The organism is Streptomyces sp. LBL, assembly GCF_029893585.1.
Taxonomy (GTDB): domain Bacteria; phylum Actinomycetota; class Actinomycetes; order Streptomycetales; family Streptomycetaceae; genus Streptomyces.
In genome coordinates this window covers 39404-56301 of record NZ_JARXYX010000033.1, presented here as the reverse complement: position 1 = coordinate 56301, position 16898 = coordinate 39404, and the positions used below count along the sequence as shown (strand labels likewise).

The window sequence follows — 16898 nt, the reverse complement described above, 5'->3', positions numbered from 1 at the left end:
CAAAAGGGCTCGTCCGAATTATCGGGCGAGCCCTTTGCATTTCCCGGTGACGGGCAGCAGAAATAATCCCCCAGGAATTACCCCTACTTTGTATACGGCGCCCGTGTTAATGCCGCAGGCTCGGCATGTTTACGGGATGTTGCGAGTTCCTCACACGGTCCGGGCGATCCGTCCGAGAAGGGAAACGCAGCCGGTGCGCGCCCGTCGAGCGCTCGGTGTGCAGCGCCGTGACCGCCCGGGCGCGTTCGCTGTCGCCGCGCGCCACCGCGTCCACGATCGCGCCGTGCTCCACCCAGGACTCGACCGGGTCGGCCGGCGCGTCCACGGCGTACATCCAGGCGATCTTGTGGCGCAACTGGGTCAGCATCGACGTCATCGCTGGGCTGCCGGAGGCCTGGGCGAGCGTCTCGTGGAACCAGCTGCCCAGCGAGCGCAGGTCCTCGCTGTTGCCCCGCCTGGCTCGCTCCTGGCCCAGCCGGACCAGGCCCCGCAGCACCTTGAGATGGGCGTCGGTACGCCGCTGGGCGGCCCGGGAGGCGCCGAGCGGCTCCAGCAACATGCGCATCTCCAGGAGGTCGGCGCCCTCCTGCTCGGTGGGCTCCGCGACGCACGCGCCCGCGTGCCGCCGGGTCACCACGAAGCCCTCCGCCTCCAGCGTGCGCAGGGCCTCCCGGACGGGGACACGCGAGACGCCGTAGCGGCGCGCGAGCAGTTCCTCGGTGAGCCGGCTGCCGCGCTCGTAGACACCCGCGACGATGTCGTCCCGGATCGCGGTGCATACCGAGTGCGCCGGAATACGCATGACCGACCTCCGCCTTAATCCCCGTGAAACGTCGACGATTGACGTGTGTTCAGTGACTCTATTGCAATGAGCCGGAATTTCCGATGGCGGGCCGGAATCCATGGATACTTTTTGGACAGGCGGGCTTCTGAAACGACGAAAGCCCCGGCTCGGGGAGCCGGGGCCGCAGCTTGTCCCGCCGCGTGACGTCAGACGTCCACGCCGTGCGCGCGGAGGTGCGTCAGACGTTCACACCGTGCGCGTGGAGGTAGGAGACGGGGTCGATGTCCGAGCCGTACTCCGGGCTGGTGCGGGCCTCGAAGTGCAGGTGCGGGCCGGTGACGTTGCCGGTCGCCCCGGAGAGACCTATCTGCCGGCCCGGGGTGACGCTCTGGCCCACCGAGACACCGATCGACGACAGGTGGCCGTACTGGGTGTACGTCCCGTCATTCATCCTGATCACGATCTGGTTGCCGTACGCCCCGCCCCAGCCGGCCTCGACCACGGTGCCGGAACCGACCGCGTGGACGGAGGTGCCGGTCGAGGCGTGGAAGTCGATGCCGGTATGGCTGCCGGAGGACCACAGGGAGCTGCTGGACTGGTAGCCGGTGGAGACGTACGAGCCGGAGATCGGGGCGACGTAGGCGTTGAGGCGCCTGCGCTCCTCCGCGCGGGCGGCGCGTGCCTTGGCCGCACGGGCCTGCTGGACCTCGGCGAGCGCCTTCATGTGCGCGGCCACCTCGGCCTTCTTCTTCGCCTCGGCCTCGTCGGCGGCCTGCTGCTGGGCGGCGGCCTGGACACCGATCTCGTCGGCGATCGAGTCTCCGATGGTGATGACGGGAGTGAGTCCGGTCTGCTCGACCGCGGGCTCGGCGGCGAGCGCCGGGGCGGCCAGGGTGCCGATCACGCCGGTGGTGGTGAGGGCCGCGACGCCCGCCGCGCGGACGGTGCCGCGCTTCATCCGGCTGGCACGACGGTGTTTCCCGGCGGCGCACATGAACGCCATGTGGTGGCTGATCCTTTCCTTCCTTCTCGCCTACCGGGTTAGCTGACGGGTTCGGAGCAGGAAGGTCTCCTACGGACCCCCTCGCGGTGCGCGCGGGCGTCCGATTCACCCCAGGGACTTGTGGTGTGGGTCCCCGGCTCCCCTGGCTCGCGCCATGCGGGGACTCGGCGATGACTGTCCGGTGCCGCGGGTGCGGCGCGGTGCCTGACGGACAGCCTGGACGACGCTAAACGGGCACGTTTCAATTCCCAAACGGATCGTGGCGTTTGTAGCGCACACCACAGGGCAGACAGGCAACCTCTCCCTCAATTCGGACATCAGGGGCCCTGGCGACTCACAGGTCACCAGGGCCCCACGCGCGCGGCGCTACTCGGCGGACACGACCGTGACCTCGCCGATGCCCAGGGCCTCGACGGGCGCCTTGATCTGCGCCGCGTCACCGACGAGGACCGTCACCAGACGGTCCACCGGGAAGGCGCTCACGACGGCCGCGGTGGCCTCCACGGTGCCCGTCGACGCGAGTTGCCGGTACAGCGTCGCCTGGAAGTCGTCGGGCAGGTGCTGCTCGACCTGGTCGGCCAGCGTGCCCGCGACGGCCCCCGCGGTCTCGTACTTCAGCGGCGCCACACCCACGAGGTTCTGCACGGCCACATCGCGCTCGGCGTCGGTCAGGCCCTCCGCGGCGAGCGTGCGCAGCACGGTCCACAGGTCCGCCAGGGCGGGACCGGTGTTCGGGGTGTCGACGGAGCCGCTGATGGCGAGCATCGCGGCGCCCGATCCGTCCGAGGTCGAGCGCAGGACCTGCCCGAACGCCCGCACTCCGTAGGTGTAGCCCTTCTCCTCGCGCAGGACACGGTCCAGACGGGAGGTGAGGGTGCCGCCCAGGCAGTACGTGCCGAGGACCTGAGCGGGCCATACGCGCGCGTGCCGGTCGGCGCCGACGCGGCCGATCAGCAACTGCGTCTGGACGGCACCGGGGCGGTCCACGATGACGACCCGGCCGGTGTCGTCGGCGGTCACCGGGGGCACCGGACGCGGCTGGGCCGAGGAACCGGTCCAGGCGCCGAGCGTCTCGCCGAGCAGCGCGTCGAGGTCGACGTCGGTGAGGTCGCCGACGACCACGGCTGTGGCGGTCGCCGGACGGACGTGCTTCTCGTAGAAGGCACGTACGGCCGCGGAGTCGATGCTCTCGACCGTCTTCTCGGTGCCCTGGCGCGGACGCGACATGCGGGAGGTCGCCGGGAACAACTCCTTGGAGAGCTCCTTGGCGGCCCGACGGGAGGGGTTGGCCATCTCGTGCGGAATCTCGTCGAGGCGGTTGCGGACGAGCCGGTCGACCTCGCTGTCCGCGAACGCGGGCGCCCTGAGGGCGTCGGCGAGCAGCCCCAGGCCCTTGGTCAGGCGGGAGACGGGGACTTCGAGGGAGAGCCGTACGCCGGGGTGGTCGGCGTGCGCGTCGAGAGTGGCGCCGCAGCGCTCCAACTCGGCGGCGAACTCCTCGGCGGAGTGCTTGTCGGTGCCCTCGGAGAAGGCCCGCGCCATGATCGTGGCCACGCCGTCCAGACCAGCCGGCTCGGCCTCCAGGGGCGCGTCCAGCAGCACCTCGACCGCGACGACCTGCTGGCCGGGGCGGTGGCAGCGCAGTAGCGTGAGGCCGTTGTCGAGCGCCCCGCGCTCGGGGGCCGGGAACGCCCAGGGCCTGGCCTCGCCCGCCTGGGGCTGGGAGTGGAATTCCATCGCGGCGAGCTCGGTCACTGGGCCGCCTCCTCGTCGTTCTCGTCGGTGGCTGCGGCGTCTTCGGCTTCGGCTTCGGCGGCAGTGGGCTCGTAGACGAGCACCGCGCGGTTGGCGGCTCGCAGGCGGGCCTTGGCGACCTCCTGGACCTCCTCGGGGCTCACCTCCAGGACACGCTGGACAGCGGTGAGGGCGAGCTGCGGGTCGCCGAACAGGACGGCGAACCGGCACAGTTCGTCGGCGCGGCCCGCGACCGTGCCGAGCCGGTCCAGCCACTCGCGCTCCAACTGGGCCTGGGCCCGCTCCATTTCCTCGGCCGTGGGGCCCTCCTCGGCGAACCGGGCGAGCTCCTCGTCGATGGCCGCCTCGATGACCGGGACTTCGACGTCGCCGGAGGTCTTCACGTCCAGCCAGCCCAGGGAGGGCGCCCCGGCCAGCCGCAGCAGGCCGAAGCCGGCCGCGACGGCCGTACGGTCACGCCGTACCAGCCGGTTGTAGAGACGGGAGGACTCGCCGCCGCCGAGGACGGTGAGGGCCAGGTCGGCCGCGTCGCACGCGCGCGTGCCGTCCTGCGGCAGCCGGTAGGCGGCCATCAGGGCCCGCGCCGGGACCTCCTCCTCGACGACCTCGCGCAGCTGCTCGCCGATGACGTCGGGCAGCGCGCCGTCGCGCGGTGTGGGCTTGCCGTCGTGCGCCGGGATGGACCCGAAGTACTTCTCGACCCAGGCGAGTGTCTGCTCCGGGTCGATGTCGCCGACCACCGACAGGACGGCGTTGTTGGGCGCGTAGTACGTGCGGAAGAACGCGCGCGCGTCCTCCAGGGTGGCCGCGTCCAGGTCGGCCATCGAGCCGATCGGGGTGTGGTGGTAGGGGTGGCCCTCCGGGTAGGCGAGGGCGGTCAGCTTCTCGAACGCCGTGCCGTAGGGGACGTTGTCGTAGCGCTGCCGGCGCTCGTTCTTGACGACATCGCGCTGGTTCTCCATCGATTCGTCGTCGAGGGCGGTCAGCAGGGAGCCCATCCGGTCGGCCTCCAGCCAGAGGGCGAGCTCCAGCTGGTGGGTCGGCATGGTCTCGAAGTAGTTGGTGCGCTCGAAGCTGGTGGTGCCGTTGAGCGAGCCGCCCGCACCCTGGATCAGCTCGAAGTGACCGTTGCCCTTGACCTGTGCCGAGCCCTGGAACATGAGGTGCTCGAAAAGGTGAGCCAGACCGGTACGTCCCTTGACCTCGTGGCGCGAGCCGACGTCGTACCAGAGGCACACCGCCGCGACCGGGGTCAGATGGTCCTCGGAGAGCACCACGCGCAGGCCGTTGGCCAGCCGGTGCTCGCTCGCTGTCAGGCCCCCGGAGCCTGCCTGGGCTGTGGCCGTGTGACCCATGGGCATGTACGTCCCTTCGATCGGGGTCGCGGTCCTGGAAACCGCGGTTTTCCTGCCGGTCCTGCCACTGTATGCAAGCGTGCGGACCCTCCGCGAAGTTCCCGCACCGCGTACGCCCTGAGCGAGATCGGAGCGGGCGGTGGGCGGGTGCCGGGAGGGAGGCCTGGGCGGACGGAGCGCGCGGTGCGAGAGGGGGCCCGGACGGGCAGCGGAGGGGAGGCGGAGGCGGGCGGCGGTCGCGGTGCCGTAGCCTGCGGGCAGTTGTGCCGCGCCTGGGCGGCACGCAGCGGCGCGGGCGGCACGTCCCGCCGCCGGGCCGGGCGGCTTACGTCGGGTCCGGTCCGTCGTTGTCAGTGCCGCGGTCCACAATGGTCCGCGTCAGATCCCGTTCACGCTTCAGCAAGAGTGAGCCGGAGGGACGCGTCGGTGCCGAGAGGGTGATCGCGCGGAAGCCCGCAGGGCTGAGCACGATCGCCCTGTCTACACCGACGTGAGTGCCCCGTAGGCGAGCGACCAGCAAACAGGAGGAGCCGGCAGCGATGGCCCGCCGCAGCACGAAGACCCCGCCGCCCGACGACTCGTACGAGGAGCGGATCCTCGACATCGACGTCGTGGACGAGATGAAGGGCTCGTTCCTCGAGTACGCGTACTCGGTCATCTACTCCCGCGCCCTGCCGGACGCCCGGGACGGCTTGAAGCCGGTACACCGTCGCATCGTGTACCAGATGAACGAGATGGGCCTGCGTCCCGACCGCGGCTATGTGAAGTGCGCCCGCGTCGTCGGCGAGGTCATGGGTAAGTTGCACCCGCACGGCGACACGTCGATCTACGACGCCCTGGTACGCATGGCCCAGCCGTTCTCGATGCGTGTCCCCCTGGTCGACGGCCACGGCAACTTCGGATCGCTGGGCAACGACGACCCGCCGGCCGCCATGCGGTACACCGAGTGCCGGATGGCCCAGGCGGCGGACCTGATGACGGAGTCCATCGACGAGGACACCGTCGACTTCGCACCCAACTACGACGGCCAGGAGCAGGAGCCGGCAGCCCTGCCTGCCGCCTTCCCGAACCTCCTGGTGAACGGCGCCTCCGGCATCGCGGTCGGCATGGCCACCAACATGCCGCCGCACAATCTGGCCGAGGTCATCGCGGCCGCGCGCCACCTGATCCGCTACCCGAACGCGGATCTGGACGCCCTGATGCGGCACGTCCCGGGCCCCGACCTGCCCACCGGCGGCCGGATCGTGGGCCTGACCGGCATCCGTGACGCGTACGAGACGGGCCGCGGCACCTTCAAGATCCGCGCGACGGTCGCGGTGGACGACGTGACACCGCGCCGCAAGGGGCTGGTCGTCACCGAGTTGCCCTTCTCGGTCGGCCCGGAGAAGGTGATCGCCAAGATCAAGGACCTGGTCGGCTCGAAGAGACTGCAGGGCATCGCCGACGTCAAGGACCTCACAGACCGCGCGCACGGCCTGCGCCTGGTCATCGAGATCAAGAACGGCTTCGTGCCGGAGGCCGTCCTGGAGCAGCTCTACAAACTGACGCCCATGGAGGAGTCGTTCGGCGTCAACAACGTGGCGCTGGTGGACGGCCAGCCCCTCACCCTGGGCCTCAAGGAACTCCTCGAGGTCTACCTCGACCACCGCTTCGAGGTCGTGCGCCGCCGCAGCGAGTTCCGCCGCACCAAGCGGCGCGACCGGCTGCACCTGGTCGAGGGCCTGCTCACCGCGCTGATCGACATCGACGAGGTGATCCGCCTCATCCGGTCCAGCGACAACTCCGCCCAGGCGAAGCAGCGCCTGATGGAGGCCTTCTCGCTGTCGGAGATCCAGACCCAGTACATCCTCGACACCCCGCTGCGCCGCCTCACGAAGTTCGACCGCCTCGAGCTGGAGGCGGAGAAGGAGCGGCTCAACGAGGAGATCGCGGAGCTGACCCGGATCCTGGAGTCGGACGCCGAGCTGCGCAAGCTGGTCTCAGCCGAACTGGCCGCGGTGGCCAAGAAGTTCGGCACCGAGCGGCGTACGGTCCTGCTGGAGTCGGCCGGCGCTCCGGCGGCGACCGTGCCGCTCCAGGTGGCCGACGACCCGTGCCGGGTGCTGCTGTCCTCGACGGATCTGCTGGCCCGTACGGCCAACGGCGAACCGTTCCCGGAGGACGCCGACGTCAGGCGAGCCAAGCACGACGTGATCGTCTCGGCGGTACCGGCCACCGCGCGCGGCGAGATCGGCGTGGTGACGTCCACCGGGCGTCTGCTGCGGGTGAACGTGGTCGACCTGCCCCAGCTCCCGGATACGGCGGTCGCGCCGAACCTCTCCGGAGGGGCACCGATCTCGGAGTTCGTCTCCCTGGAGGGAAACGAGACGGTGATCTGTCTGACCACGCTCGACGAGTCGTCCCCGGGCCTCGCGATCGGCACCGAACAGGGCGTGGTCAAACGCGTGGTCCCCGACTACCCGACCAACAAGGGCGAACTGGAGGTCATCACCCTCAAGGAGGGCGACCGGATCGTCGGCGCGGTCGAGTTGCGCACCGGTGAGGAGGACCTGATCTTCATCACCGACGACGCGCAACTGCTGCGCTACCAGGCCTCGCAGGTCCGCCCCCAGGGCCGCCCGGCGGGTGGCATGACCGGCATCAAGCTCACGGAGGGCGCGAAGGTCATCACCTTCACGGCGGTGGACCCGGCCGCGGAGGCGGTGGTGTTCACGGTGGCCGGCTCACGCGGCACACTGGACGACTCCGTGCAGACCACGGCCAAGCTGACCCCGTTCGACCAGTACCCGCGCAAGGGCCGCGCCACCGGCGGTGTCCGCTGCCAGCGCTTCCTCAAGGGCGAGGACTGCCTGTCCCTGGCCTGGGCGGGCGCCACGCCGGCCAAGGCGGCCCAGAAGAACGGCACACCGGCCGACCTCCCCGAGATGGACCCGCGCCGCGACGGCTCGGGCGTGTCTCTGGCCAAGACGGTGGCGGTGGTGGCCGGGCCCTTCTAGGGCCCTGAGTCTCAGGGCACCAGGTCTCAGGGCCCTGGGTCTTGGAGCCCGGACCCAGCGCCCTCAGACTTAGGGCCCTGGGGCGGGGCTAGGCCTCCTGGAAGACCTCTTCCTCCGGGGCGTCCGGGTCGTCCGGGTCCTGTACGTAGCGCAGAACGCCCCACATGCCGTGCTCGTCGGCGTGTGGGGCGTCGCTCTCGCACGCCTCCAGCGCCTTGCCGAGGGCTCCGGCGTCGATGCCGGAGCCGATGAGCACGAGCTGAGTGAGCTGGGCCTCGGCGGCGGCCCACGGCTCCGGACAGAACCGGAGGAACCGCCCGACAGCGTGCACGGCGTACCGGTTGCGGGAGTCGTACGGCCCGAAGTCGACGTACCCCTTGATCCGGTACAGCCCCTCGGGCCTGCTGTCGAGGAACTGCATCAATCGACGCGGGTCGAGGGGAACTTCGGAGGTGAAGGACAGGCTGTCGTAGGCGGAGTGCAGATGGTCGGCGTGCTCCTCCCCCTCCGAGTGATCGTGCAGATCATCGAAGGACAGCTGCCCGACGCGCTCCTCGCTCGGCCGGCAGTCGAACAGGAACTCGGGGTCGATACGGCCGTAGCGAGCAGGCACGACGGCGGCTCGGTCGGTCAGGGAGCCGACGAGGTCGAGAACACGTCCGGCGTCCCCTGTCCGGTCCAGCTTGTTGACGACGACGAGGTCGGCGAGGCCGAGGTGCCGGTCGATCTCGGGATGTTTCGCTCGGGTGTCGTCGAACTCGGCCGCGTCGACGACCTCGACGAGCCCGCCGTACACGATCCCCGGATGCCCGCTGGCGAGCACCATGCGCACGAGTTCCCGCGGCTCGGCGATCCCACTGGCCTCGATCACGATGACGTCGATACCGGCGGAGGGATGCGCAAGCCGTTCGAGATAGACATCGAGCTCACTGGCATCGACGGCACAGCACAGACACCCGTTGCCGAGGGACACGGTGGAGTCCCCGAGCGCGCCGGCGACGGCCATGGCGTCGATCTCGATGGCCCCGAAGTCGTTCACGACGGCACCGATACGGCTGCCGCCGCTGTGGTGGAGCAGATGGTTGAGGAGGGTGGTCTTGCCGGAACCCAGAAATCCGGCGAGCACGATGACGGGGATCTGACGCGGGCGGGGGCTTGGGCCGACGCTCGATTCCGGGCCCGGGTCCAGGCCGCCGTACGACGCCGGCACCGGGGTTGGGGCCGGAATCGGGGTCGGGGTCGGGGTCGTCTGCGTGCCGGTGCTTGTCCCGACGCGGATACCGGCGGTGGTGCGGGTGCTGGCATCGGGGTGGATGCGCGAGGCGGCGTAGGCGTGGATGCCGGTGGTGGTGCCCGCGTGGATGCCGGTGCCAGCGTCGGCGCCGGTGCTGGTACCGGTGCTGACGCCGGTACCGATACCGGGTTGCTGGCCTGCGCTCGGATGCGGGCTCGGCTGGCTCAACGTGCGACCTCTCTCACACCGAAGCGCGCACCGGCTCACGACCCGGGCGCACGTACGAGGAATGGACTGCCGACCCAGGATACGAGCCGCTCCCTGGCCCCTTGCCTCACAGATCGAACTTATGTCTGATTCTGGGATCGATTGTCGGTGCCATGGTCTACCTTCTGGCCCATGACGCGATCGTTACAGGCATACGCATACGCCCAGCCGTCGGCAGTGCGGTCCACCGGCGAGGGCAATCTGCTCGGCCTGCAGACCTCCGGTGGACTGTCCCCGCGCGGGGCTGAGGCCCATCCCCGGTTCTTTCCGGGTTCCTGACGTCTCCTCAGACCGCGTCGGCGGCGCTGCTGTCGGTGGCCCACGTTGCCACCGCCCGTTACTACCAGCGGACACTGACCGGGTCCCTGGATCCGGTGGTGACCGGCAACGGCGAGCGGCTGCGCTTCGGTCCTTCTCCGGTTGCTGCGGGGTGTACGCCCGCCTGGACGTACTGCACGACGGCCTGGACGGCGACGACATCGGGCACGGCACCACCAACGTCGACGTCAACAACCCCCTGCGGGAGGCGCTGTCACGGATCGGCGCCCACGACCCGCTGCACCTGCGGATCGGCCCGGAGGAGCTGGCGGTCACCACGCTCGACGGCCCGGTGGTGGAGAAGAAGGTGCCGCTGCCGCAGCGCCGGCTGCGCGGCTTCGCCGAGACGCAGGTGATCGCTTCGGGGTTCGATCTGCGGGCCGAACTGCCCGCCGCCGAGGCGGTGCGTTTCCTGCGGTCCCTGCCGCGCGGCAGGTCCCGTACCGCGGCCGCGGCCCAGTGGGTGGTGCCCGCAGGTCGCTCGCTGCGGCCCGTGACCCGTCCGGTGCCGGGTGCGGTGTGCCTGCCGGGTCCGGAGCGGCTCGTGGCCCTGCACCGGGTGCTGCGGTATGCCACGGCGTTGCGGCTGTACGGTCCGGCGGTGGCGTCCGGCAGCACCGCCGTCTCCAGCGCCTGGGAGGTGGCGCTGCCCGGCATGCGGCTGACCCTGACCCTCTCGCCGGACGCGGTGCGGGGTTTCTCCGGCGAGGGCGCGGTGCTGGAGGCGCTGGCCACCGACGAGGCGGCGTCCGACGCCGAGTTGGTCGCCGTACTGCTCTCCTGGGAGCCGCGTATCGAGGTGGCCGACCTCGCGGCGCGGGCCGGGCTCACCGTCGAGCGGGTGCGGGCGGCGCTGACCCGGTTGGGCACCGCGGGCCGGGTCGGCTACGACACCGCGGAAGCCGCGTACTTCCACCGCGAGCTGCCGTACGACGCCGACCGCGCGGAGCGGCACAACCCGCGGCTGCGGGACGCCCGGGCGCTCGTGGCGGCGGATGCCGTCACCCTGGACGGCGACTTCGCCACAGTCATCTCCGGGGATTCCGCGTACCGGGTACGGGACGTGGACGCGCGGCTGAGCTGTACCTGCCAGTGGTGGGCGGAGTACCGCGGCGGGCGAGGGCCGTGCAAGCACGTGCTGGCGGTGCGCATGACACGGCAGGGCGGGACCGGCGACGCCGCGCCGCGGACGGCGACGCCCACGACCACTACGGGGAATGCGCGATGACAACGATGACACCCGAGCACGAGGCGCTGCGACCGGCGCGATACCCGGACTGGAACAGCCGGCCGAAAGCGGTGGCTCCTCGCAGGCCGCCAAGCAGGCGCGCCGGCTGCGTGACTGCCTGGCGCACGAGGCACCGGCCACCGCCTGAGCACAACGGGTCTCCCGGGCCCGGGCGCCGGGCGCGAGCCGGCCGGCCGCGGTGGGTTTCTGCCCAGCCCACCGCGGCCGGCACCGCTGAGCCGTCCGCCCCAGCAGTTGTTTCCGACCAACGAGTGCGGGCCCTTACGACGGGTCCACCATCGGGATCGAGGAGCTTGACCAGGGGCTGAGCGCCGCCGAGGCGCAACAGCCGCGCGTCAAGGTCGGTGTGTGACGCTCACCTGCACGGTCAGCGCGCCCCGGTTGTCCTGGGAGCAGGACCCCGCGGCGTCGTTGATTGCCAGTTGCAGGGTGCCGTTCCCGGCAGCCTGGAAAGTCAGTTTCCGCCCGACGCTGTGGACGGGGAGGTTCCGCTCACCGGCGACACGCATCAGCAGGGTGCCGAACCGCGCCGCGGGCTTGATCTTGCAGTCCTTCGCCCCGTCCAACTGCTTGTCGGCGTTCGCGTCATAACCGGCCGGCCCGGTCATGGGCATGTTCCGGTAGTCGACCGTCCACTCCCCCGATGTGAACTGCACGGTCACCCGGTCTCCCTGCTGGACGGACATACCGGTCGCCCGCTGCCAGCCGCTCGCCGACTGGACGACCTGACTGGTGGTCGTCGTCTTCGGGTTCCCTTCGAGAGGCAGCACCCCGGTGAGGAAGAGACTCCCCACAACACCCGCCGCCAGCACGGCTGTGCCGGCCAGTGCCCACCACAGCCGCTTCCGATCCCCCGGGCGGGACGACTGCCGGTCTGAGGGTCTGAGTGACGTGGTGTGGAGGGCTGTCGCACCGGTCTCCCCGGCCGGAACGAGCCACTCCTGGCCACGGGTCACGGTGTCCGCGTCGGCCAACGGGGCCGAAGGCCGGAACACGCGCATGGTCGGCGTCGGCAGTGGTCCGGCGTCCGCCTCACCCGCCGCGACGCGCCGCAGCGCGGAACGCACGTCGGCCACCGAAGGGCGCTCGTCCGCAGACTTGCGCAGCAGCGCCTCGACGACCGGGCGCATCGGGCCGAGCCGCTCCGCAAGGAAGGGTTCCTCGTACGCCACCGCGTGCAGCGTCGCGGGCCGTGCCGGTCTGCGGAACGGGGACTGACCGCCGCAGACCGTAGCGAGGGTCGCACCCAGTGACCACAGGTCGGACGCCGGGCCGACCTCCGATCCCATGACCCGCTCGGGAGCCATGTACTCGAGGGAGCCGACCAGTTCCCCGGTGGTCGTCAGGAACTCGCCGTCGTCCAGGGCCGCGATACCGAAGTCGGTGAGGATAGCGTTGTCATCGCGGCGCAGCAGGACGTTGGCGGGCTTGACGTCGCGGTGCAGGGTGCCGGCCGCGTGCACGGCCTCCAGCGCGTCGAGCAGTTGCAGACCGAGGACGGCGGCGTGCTGCGGTGTGAGCGGTCCGAACTCGGCGACCCGGTGCGCCAGCGAGGGCCCTTCGACGAGCTCCATGACGATCCACAACCGGTCCTCGTACTCGACCATGTCGTGGACGCCCACCACGTGCTGGTGCGGCACCCGGGCGACCGCGCGGGCCTCACGGATGGCGCGGCGCACCCGGATGCGGTGCTCCTCGTCGCCGTGGGTGAGGATGTGCAGTTCCTTGACGGCAACGGGGCGGTCCAGCAGCTGGTCGTGGGCCCGCCAGACCGTGCCCATGCCGCCCCGGCCGAGGATGTCGTAGAGCAGATACCGACTGGCGATCAGTCGTTCTGAGCCGTGTGGTGAACGTGTCCCCGCCTGGTGATCGCCATTTCCGGATGTCACGCGCTCTCTCACTTTTCCTTCCGGCGATCTGTGCGCCCGCCGGTGAATGTTGGCTCGAACGTAGCTGAGCATAGCGGAGCGCATAGCGATCGTACGTCGTCAACTACCGCGAGATGCAACGAACTTGGCGGTCTGCGCTTTTGCGGCGGTTCTGTCCGCCTCTTCGATGAATACGACGAACAAGGCGAACAAGGCGAACACGACGAGCCGGAAAGCCTGGACGAGGCCGACGAAAGAACCCCCGACGGTTGAGGACCTGAACCAGGCAGCGGCAGCCTGATCAGCGAGCGAATGGGCGCGCGGGCAGATGCGCAGATGAGCAGAGTTAGACGGAAGTAATTCAGAGTTTGGTAGCCCAGCCACCAGTGTCCCGCGTACAGTGCGGCGTCGGGGTTGAAGATCATTTGACCAACCCTGAGATGTGGACCCATTCCGTCCCGGCACAGGGGCATGCACGGTATCCGCGTCCACATCGCAAAGCACGTTCAGAAATTGCTCTGGAGGCACACCGATGAAGCTTGCCAAGCGTCTCATCCTCACCACCACGGCTCTCGCCGCCGTGACCGCCGGCTCCCTCTTAAGCGCAACGGCCGGCCAAGCCGCAACCTCGCGGCCCGCCCACACCGGCATCGACGCTCCCGCCGCGCTGAAAGTCCCGGACGGTAACCGGCTGACCGCTGTCCTTTCCGCCGAGGGCGTCCAGACCTACACCTGCAGCAACGGCGCCTGGACGCTCCTGGAGCCCGCCGCGACCCTCTGGGACGAGAAAGACCGCTCCCACCGCACCGTCGCCCTCCACTCCCGCGGACCCGTCTGGGTGTCCACGCTGGACGGCAGCGCCGTCAACGCCTCCGCTGTCGCCAACTCCCCCAAGACCGGCACCATCCCCGAGCTTCTCCTGAAGTCCACCGCCACCCGCGGCACCGGGGCTTTCGCCGACGTCTCCTACATCCAACGCCTCAACACCCACGGCGGCGTCGCCCCCACAACCGCCTGCACCGGCACCGACCAGGTCGGCGTCCCCTACTCCGCCACCTACGCCTTCTACAAGCCCGCGTCGTGATGCGGTAGGAAGCAACGGCAGTGGCCCCCGGACAATCGGCAGATCCGAGGGGCCACTGCTGTACGGCGCTTCCTACAGGAGAACCTGCCGCTCCCCGCCCTTGCCTGCGTTCCGCGTAATTCAGCGGCACAGAGTCACGAATCTGGGGTCTGACCTGCGCGGACATGAGTGAGGACGCCTGAGAGGCGTTTCTCTAGGCGCTGATGTTCGTGCTGGTCATCGGGGTGTGGGTTCGAGAGCGATGATCTGCTTCGGTGTGGGGATGCCGAGCTTGGCCAGGAGGTCGGTCTGGGTCTTGGTGAGGGCGGTGACCTGCCGGAACAGGCCGGTGGGGCCGGTGAACGTGCCGAGGTGGAGCCGGTCGAGTTCGCGGCGGAGGGTCGTCCAGGTCGCGCCGGTGGTGGTTTCGATGATGCGGATCAACAGGAGGGCGAGCCGGCAGAGGATGACGTGTGCGCGTATGCGTTCCTCGAGCCGGTGATAGCCGGTCCGCAGGTCGATGATCTGCTTCATGTCCCGCCAGCCCCGCTCGACGTCGAGGAGCTGCTTGTAGCCGAGCGCGATGTCCTCGGCGGACAGGTGCGGGTCGGAGCATCGCAGCAGATACTTGCCGTCCAGGTTCTCCTCGGCCTTGATCTTCGCGGTGTCGATACGGAGCTTGCCGGCCGGTGTGGTGCGGAGGTAGCGGTTGAGGCCGGGCTTGTCGGCGATCTTGCCGCGGAGTTCGCCGCGCTTGAACTCGCTGAGCTTGGTTCGGCGCGTTCATCCCGTCGCCGAGCGTCAACCTGAAGGTCATCGGGATCGGCCTGGCCAGCGCGATCCTCATCGACGCCACAGTGGTCCGGCTGCTACTCGTCCCGGCCATCATGCAACTCCTCGGCCGCGCCAACTGGTGGCTGCCGACGAGCATCAACCGCAAACTGCCCGACTTCAACATCGAAGGCCGACCGGAGTTCCACACCCCGGAAAAGGCGATCCACACCCCTCACATCACATCGACCGGGCCGGTGATGGAACACACGATGTGAGACGGGCGGAACAGCCTGCACTGACAGCACGTCAGAGGCTCTCCCCGGTAGTTCTCCGGAGAGAGCCTCAGACGTACCGTCAAGTTCGTGCTGTGGGGCTATGGATGACGGACTGTCATACCGACGCGCGCAGGTCGCGACCCGATGTGGGCGACGCGATTCGGCCGAGTGGTCGAGAACCTCGGTGCCATCGTCGACGAGGCCACCCTGATCCCCGACCTCAGTGCCGCGATCTACCGTGCCACCGCCAAGCTCCCGGGTGTGAGCGTTGTCGACCACGTCAAGGACACCGCGGGGCGGGAGGGCGTCGGCCTCACGTTCAAGGGCGCCCCGAAGGGCTACGCCTGGGTCTTCGACTCGTCGAGTCTCGTCCACCTCGGAACAACCGATGCCGCCCTCCTGGGAGTTGGCGTCGCGGTCAGGACGGGCGAGGTAGCGGTCAGCTCATCCTGAGTGAGCCGCCAGGGGAGCGTCCGCCCCGGCAGACGCCCCCTCCCGTGTCACGGCTGACAGGACTTCAGTTCGCTGACGAACGCCGTCGTCCTTCACCACGCGTCAGCGTGATCACCGACGCCCTCGGACCCGAGCGCAGCAAGCAACTGCGGCAATTTCTCAACGAGTTGATCGACGTCCTCGCCCCGGACCGGGCACCGTCTTCCGCGGGCCGGGCCCCGTCGTCGCCGGTCCGTTCGACAGGAACATGAGATGACCGACGCCGGAGCCCGCGCCGTTCGCTTCGACCGCTACGGCGGGCGGGCCGTCCTCTGACGTCACCGATGTGCCGATACCCGAACCCGCGCCGGGCGAGGTCGTCATGGCCGTCCGCGCAGCGGGCATCGATCCCGGCGAGACCGGCTCGCTGTACGTCGTCGGCTGCACGCCACGCCGCCGTGTGAGCGGTGGACGCTCACAACGGCTGAGCACCACTGCGACGAGCTCGCCCACCGCGTCTTCGGCGACCTCTACCCCTACGGCGCCGCAGCGCCCGCCGAGGGGGCCGAACTCGCCGAGTTGCATCTGGCCCTGGACGGTCGCACCGGCGCCGACGGTCGTGATCCGTCGGGCCGCGATGGTCACCACCGGATCCGCTCGGCGGCGGCGCTCCGGAGCGGAAGAAGGTACAGCCTGCTGTACCTCGACTCACCTGAGGACTGCATGGTTCCGCGGTGATCTCGTCCATAGCGTTTGCCCCGTGAACACACAGACGAACGACGCTGTTGTGCGGGTCGAAGAACTCACCCGTACGTATGCCACCGGCGGCCAGTCGGTCACCGCGCTGGCCGCCGTGAACGCCACCTTCTGGCGCGGCACCTTCACCGCCGTGATGGGTCCGTCGGGGTCCGGCAAGAGCACGCTGTTGCAGGCGGCGGCCGGACTTGACCGGCCTACGTCCGGCCACGTCTGGATCGGGGACGAAGAGCTCTCCCAGCTGTCCGAGACGAAATTGACGAAGCTGCGGCGGACCCGGATCGGCTTCATCTTCCAGGCGTTCAACCTGATCGGCGCGCTGACCGTCGAGGAGAACATCCTGCTGCCGCTGCGTCTGTCGGGCATACGGCCGGACCGCGCCTGGATCGCCGAGGTCATTGACCGGGTGGGCCTGGGCGACCGGCTGGGGCACCGCCCGGCGGCTCTCTCCGGCGGTCAGCAGCAGCGAGTCGCGATTGCCCGGGCCCTGGCCACCCGCCCCGAGGTCATCTTCTGCGACGAGCCGACCGGCGCCCTCGACACCCAGACCGCCGCGGACGTGCTGACGCTGCTGCGTTCGGTGGTCGACGACCAAGGACAGACCGTGGTCATGGTGACGCACGACCCGGTCGCCGCGTCGTACGCCGACCGGGTGGTGGTACTGGCCGACGGCCGGATCCGCCAGGACATGGCGCAACCGGGCGCCGAGCGTATCGCCGAGCAACTCGCGGCCCTCGGCCGCCGCAGCCACGTCGCGCAGGGGGCCTGA

The 16898-nt window shown here is 69.9% G+C and carries 14 protein-coding genes, 1 pseudogene and 1 riboswitch; of the genes and pseudogenes, 7 read left to right on the top strand and 8 right to left on the bottom strand.

Going from position 1 to position 16898, the window contains the following annotated elements; translation table 11 throughout:
- Positions 1 to 106 precede the first annotated feature (106 nt).
- From M2271_RS32950 to M2271_RS32935, 4 genes are all read right to left on the bottom strand, one after another.
- Entirely contained in the window at positions 107 to 802 is a 696-nt protein-coding gene (locus M2271_RS32950) for a GntR family transcriptional regulator (protein WP_280891066.1), read from the bottom strand.
- Positions 803 to 1022: 220 nt separating this feature from the next.
- Positions 1023 to 1787: a M23 family metallopeptidase gene (locus M2271_RS32945; RefSeq protein ID WP_280891065.1), complete on the bottom strand. Its 765-nt coding sequence runs from the start codon at positions 1785 to 1787 to the stop codon at positions 1023 to 1025.
- A gap of 13 nt (positions 1788 to 1800) precedes the next feature.
- Positions 1801 to 1967: riboswitch (cyclic di-AMP (ydaO/yuaA leader) on the bottom strand.
- A gap of 186 nt (positions 1968 to 2153) precedes the next feature.
- Entirely contained in the window at positions 2154 to 3542 is a 1389-nt protein-coding gene (locus M2271_RS32940; RefSeq protein WP_280891064.1) for a pitrilysin family protein, read from the bottom strand.
- The gene (locus tag M2271_RS32935; RefSeq protein ID WP_280891119.1) at positions 3539 to 4897 is read right to left on the bottom strand and encodes a pitrilysin family protein; all 1359 of its coding nucleotides are present in this window, start codon (positions 4895 to 4897) and stop codon (positions 3539 to 3541) included. Before M2271_RS32935 ends, M2271_RS32940 begins: the two co-directional genes overlap by 4 nt.
- 539 nt (positions 4898 to 5436) lie before the next feature.
- Between M2271_RS32935 and M2271_RS32930 the strand changes: the two genes are divergently transcribed.
- A complete protein-coding gene (locus M2271_RS32930; protein WP_280891063.1) occupies positions 5437 to 7893 on the top strand; it encodes a DNA topoisomerase IV subunit A in 2457 nt (818 codons plus the stop codon).
- Between the two features lie 88 nt (positions 7894 to 7981).
- Here the strand turns inward: M2271_RS32930 and M2271_RS32925 are convergent, their stop codons facing one another.
- A complete protein-coding gene (locus M2271_RS32925; protein WP_280891118.1) occupies positions 7982 to 9082 on the bottom strand; it encodes a GTP-binding protein in 1101 nt (366 codons plus the stop codon).
- A gap of 444 nt (positions 9083 to 9526) precedes the next feature.
- Between M2271_RS32925 and M2271_RS32920 the strand changes: the two are divergent.
- A pseudogene (locus tag M2271_RS32920) lies at positions 9527 to 10940 on the top strand (SWIM zinc finger family protein).
- On the top strand, positions 10930 to 11088 hold the full coding sequence (locus M2271_RS32915) for a hypothetical protein (protein ID WP_280891061.1): 159 nt from the start codon (positions 10930 to 10932) through the stop codon (positions 11086 to 11088). The pseudogene M2271_RS32920 and the gene M2271_RS32915 overlap by 11 nt, the downstream one beginning before the upstream one ends.
- Before the next feature lie 208 nt (positions 11089 to 11296).
- On the opposite strand, the gene M2271_RS32910 is transcribed toward M2271_RS32915, so the two are convergent.
- Entirely contained in the window at positions 11297 to 12850 is a 1554-nt protein-coding gene (locus M2271_RS32910) for a serine/threonine-protein kinase (RefSeq protein ID WP_280891060.1), read from the bottom strand.
- 511 nt (positions 12851 to 13361) lie between these two features.
- Between M2271_RS32910 and M2271_RS32905 the strand changes: the two genes are divergently transcribed.
- Entirely contained in the window at positions 13362 to 13913 is a 552-nt protein-coding gene (locus M2271_RS32905; protein ID WP_280891059.1) for a DUF3455 domain-containing protein, read from the top strand.
- A 216-nt stretch (positions 13914 to 14129) separates the two neighbouring features.
- On the opposite strand, the gene M2271_RS32900 is transcribed toward M2271_RS32905, so the two are convergent.
- Positions 14130 to 14426, bottom strand: a complete 297-nt coding sequence (locus tag M2271_RS32900; protein WP_280891058.1) for a hypothetical protein — start codon at positions 14424 to 14426, stop codon at positions 14130 to 14132.
- Positions 14427 to 14749: 323 nt separating this feature from the next.
- Between M2271_RS32900 and M2271_RS32895 the strand changes: the two genes are divergently transcribed.
- Together M2271_RS32895 and M2271_RS32890 are read left to right on the top strand one after the other, a co-directional pair.
- Positions 14750 to 14941, top strand: a complete 192-nt coding sequence (locus M2271_RS32895) for a hypothetical protein (protein WP_280891057.1) — start codon at positions 14750 to 14752, stop codon at positions 14939 to 14941.
- Between the two features lie 144 nt (positions 14942 to 15085).
- Positions 15086 to 15394: a hypothetical protein gene (locus M2271_RS32890; RefSeq protein WP_280891056.1), complete on the top strand. Its 309-nt coding sequence runs from the start codon at positions 15086 to 15088 to the stop codon at positions 15392 to 15394.
- Positions 15395 to 15553: 159 nt separating this feature from the next.
- Here the strand turns inward: M2271_RS32890 and M2271_RS32885 are convergent, their stop codons facing one another.
- The gene (locus M2271_RS32885; RefSeq protein WP_280891055.1) at positions 15554 to 16018 is read right to left on the bottom strand and encodes a hypothetical protein; all 465 of its coding nucleotides are present in this window, start codon (positions 16016 to 16018) and stop codon (positions 15554 to 15556) included.
- Between the two features lie 115 nt (positions 16019 to 16133).
- Between M2271_RS32885 and M2271_RS32880 the strand changes: the two genes are divergently transcribed.
- Positions 16134 to 16898 (top strand): ABC transporter ATP-binding protein, encoded by a 765-nt coding sequence (locus tag M2271_RS32880; RefSeq protein ID WP_280891054.1) that lies wholly within the window; start codon positions 16134 to 16136, stop codon positions 16896 to 16898.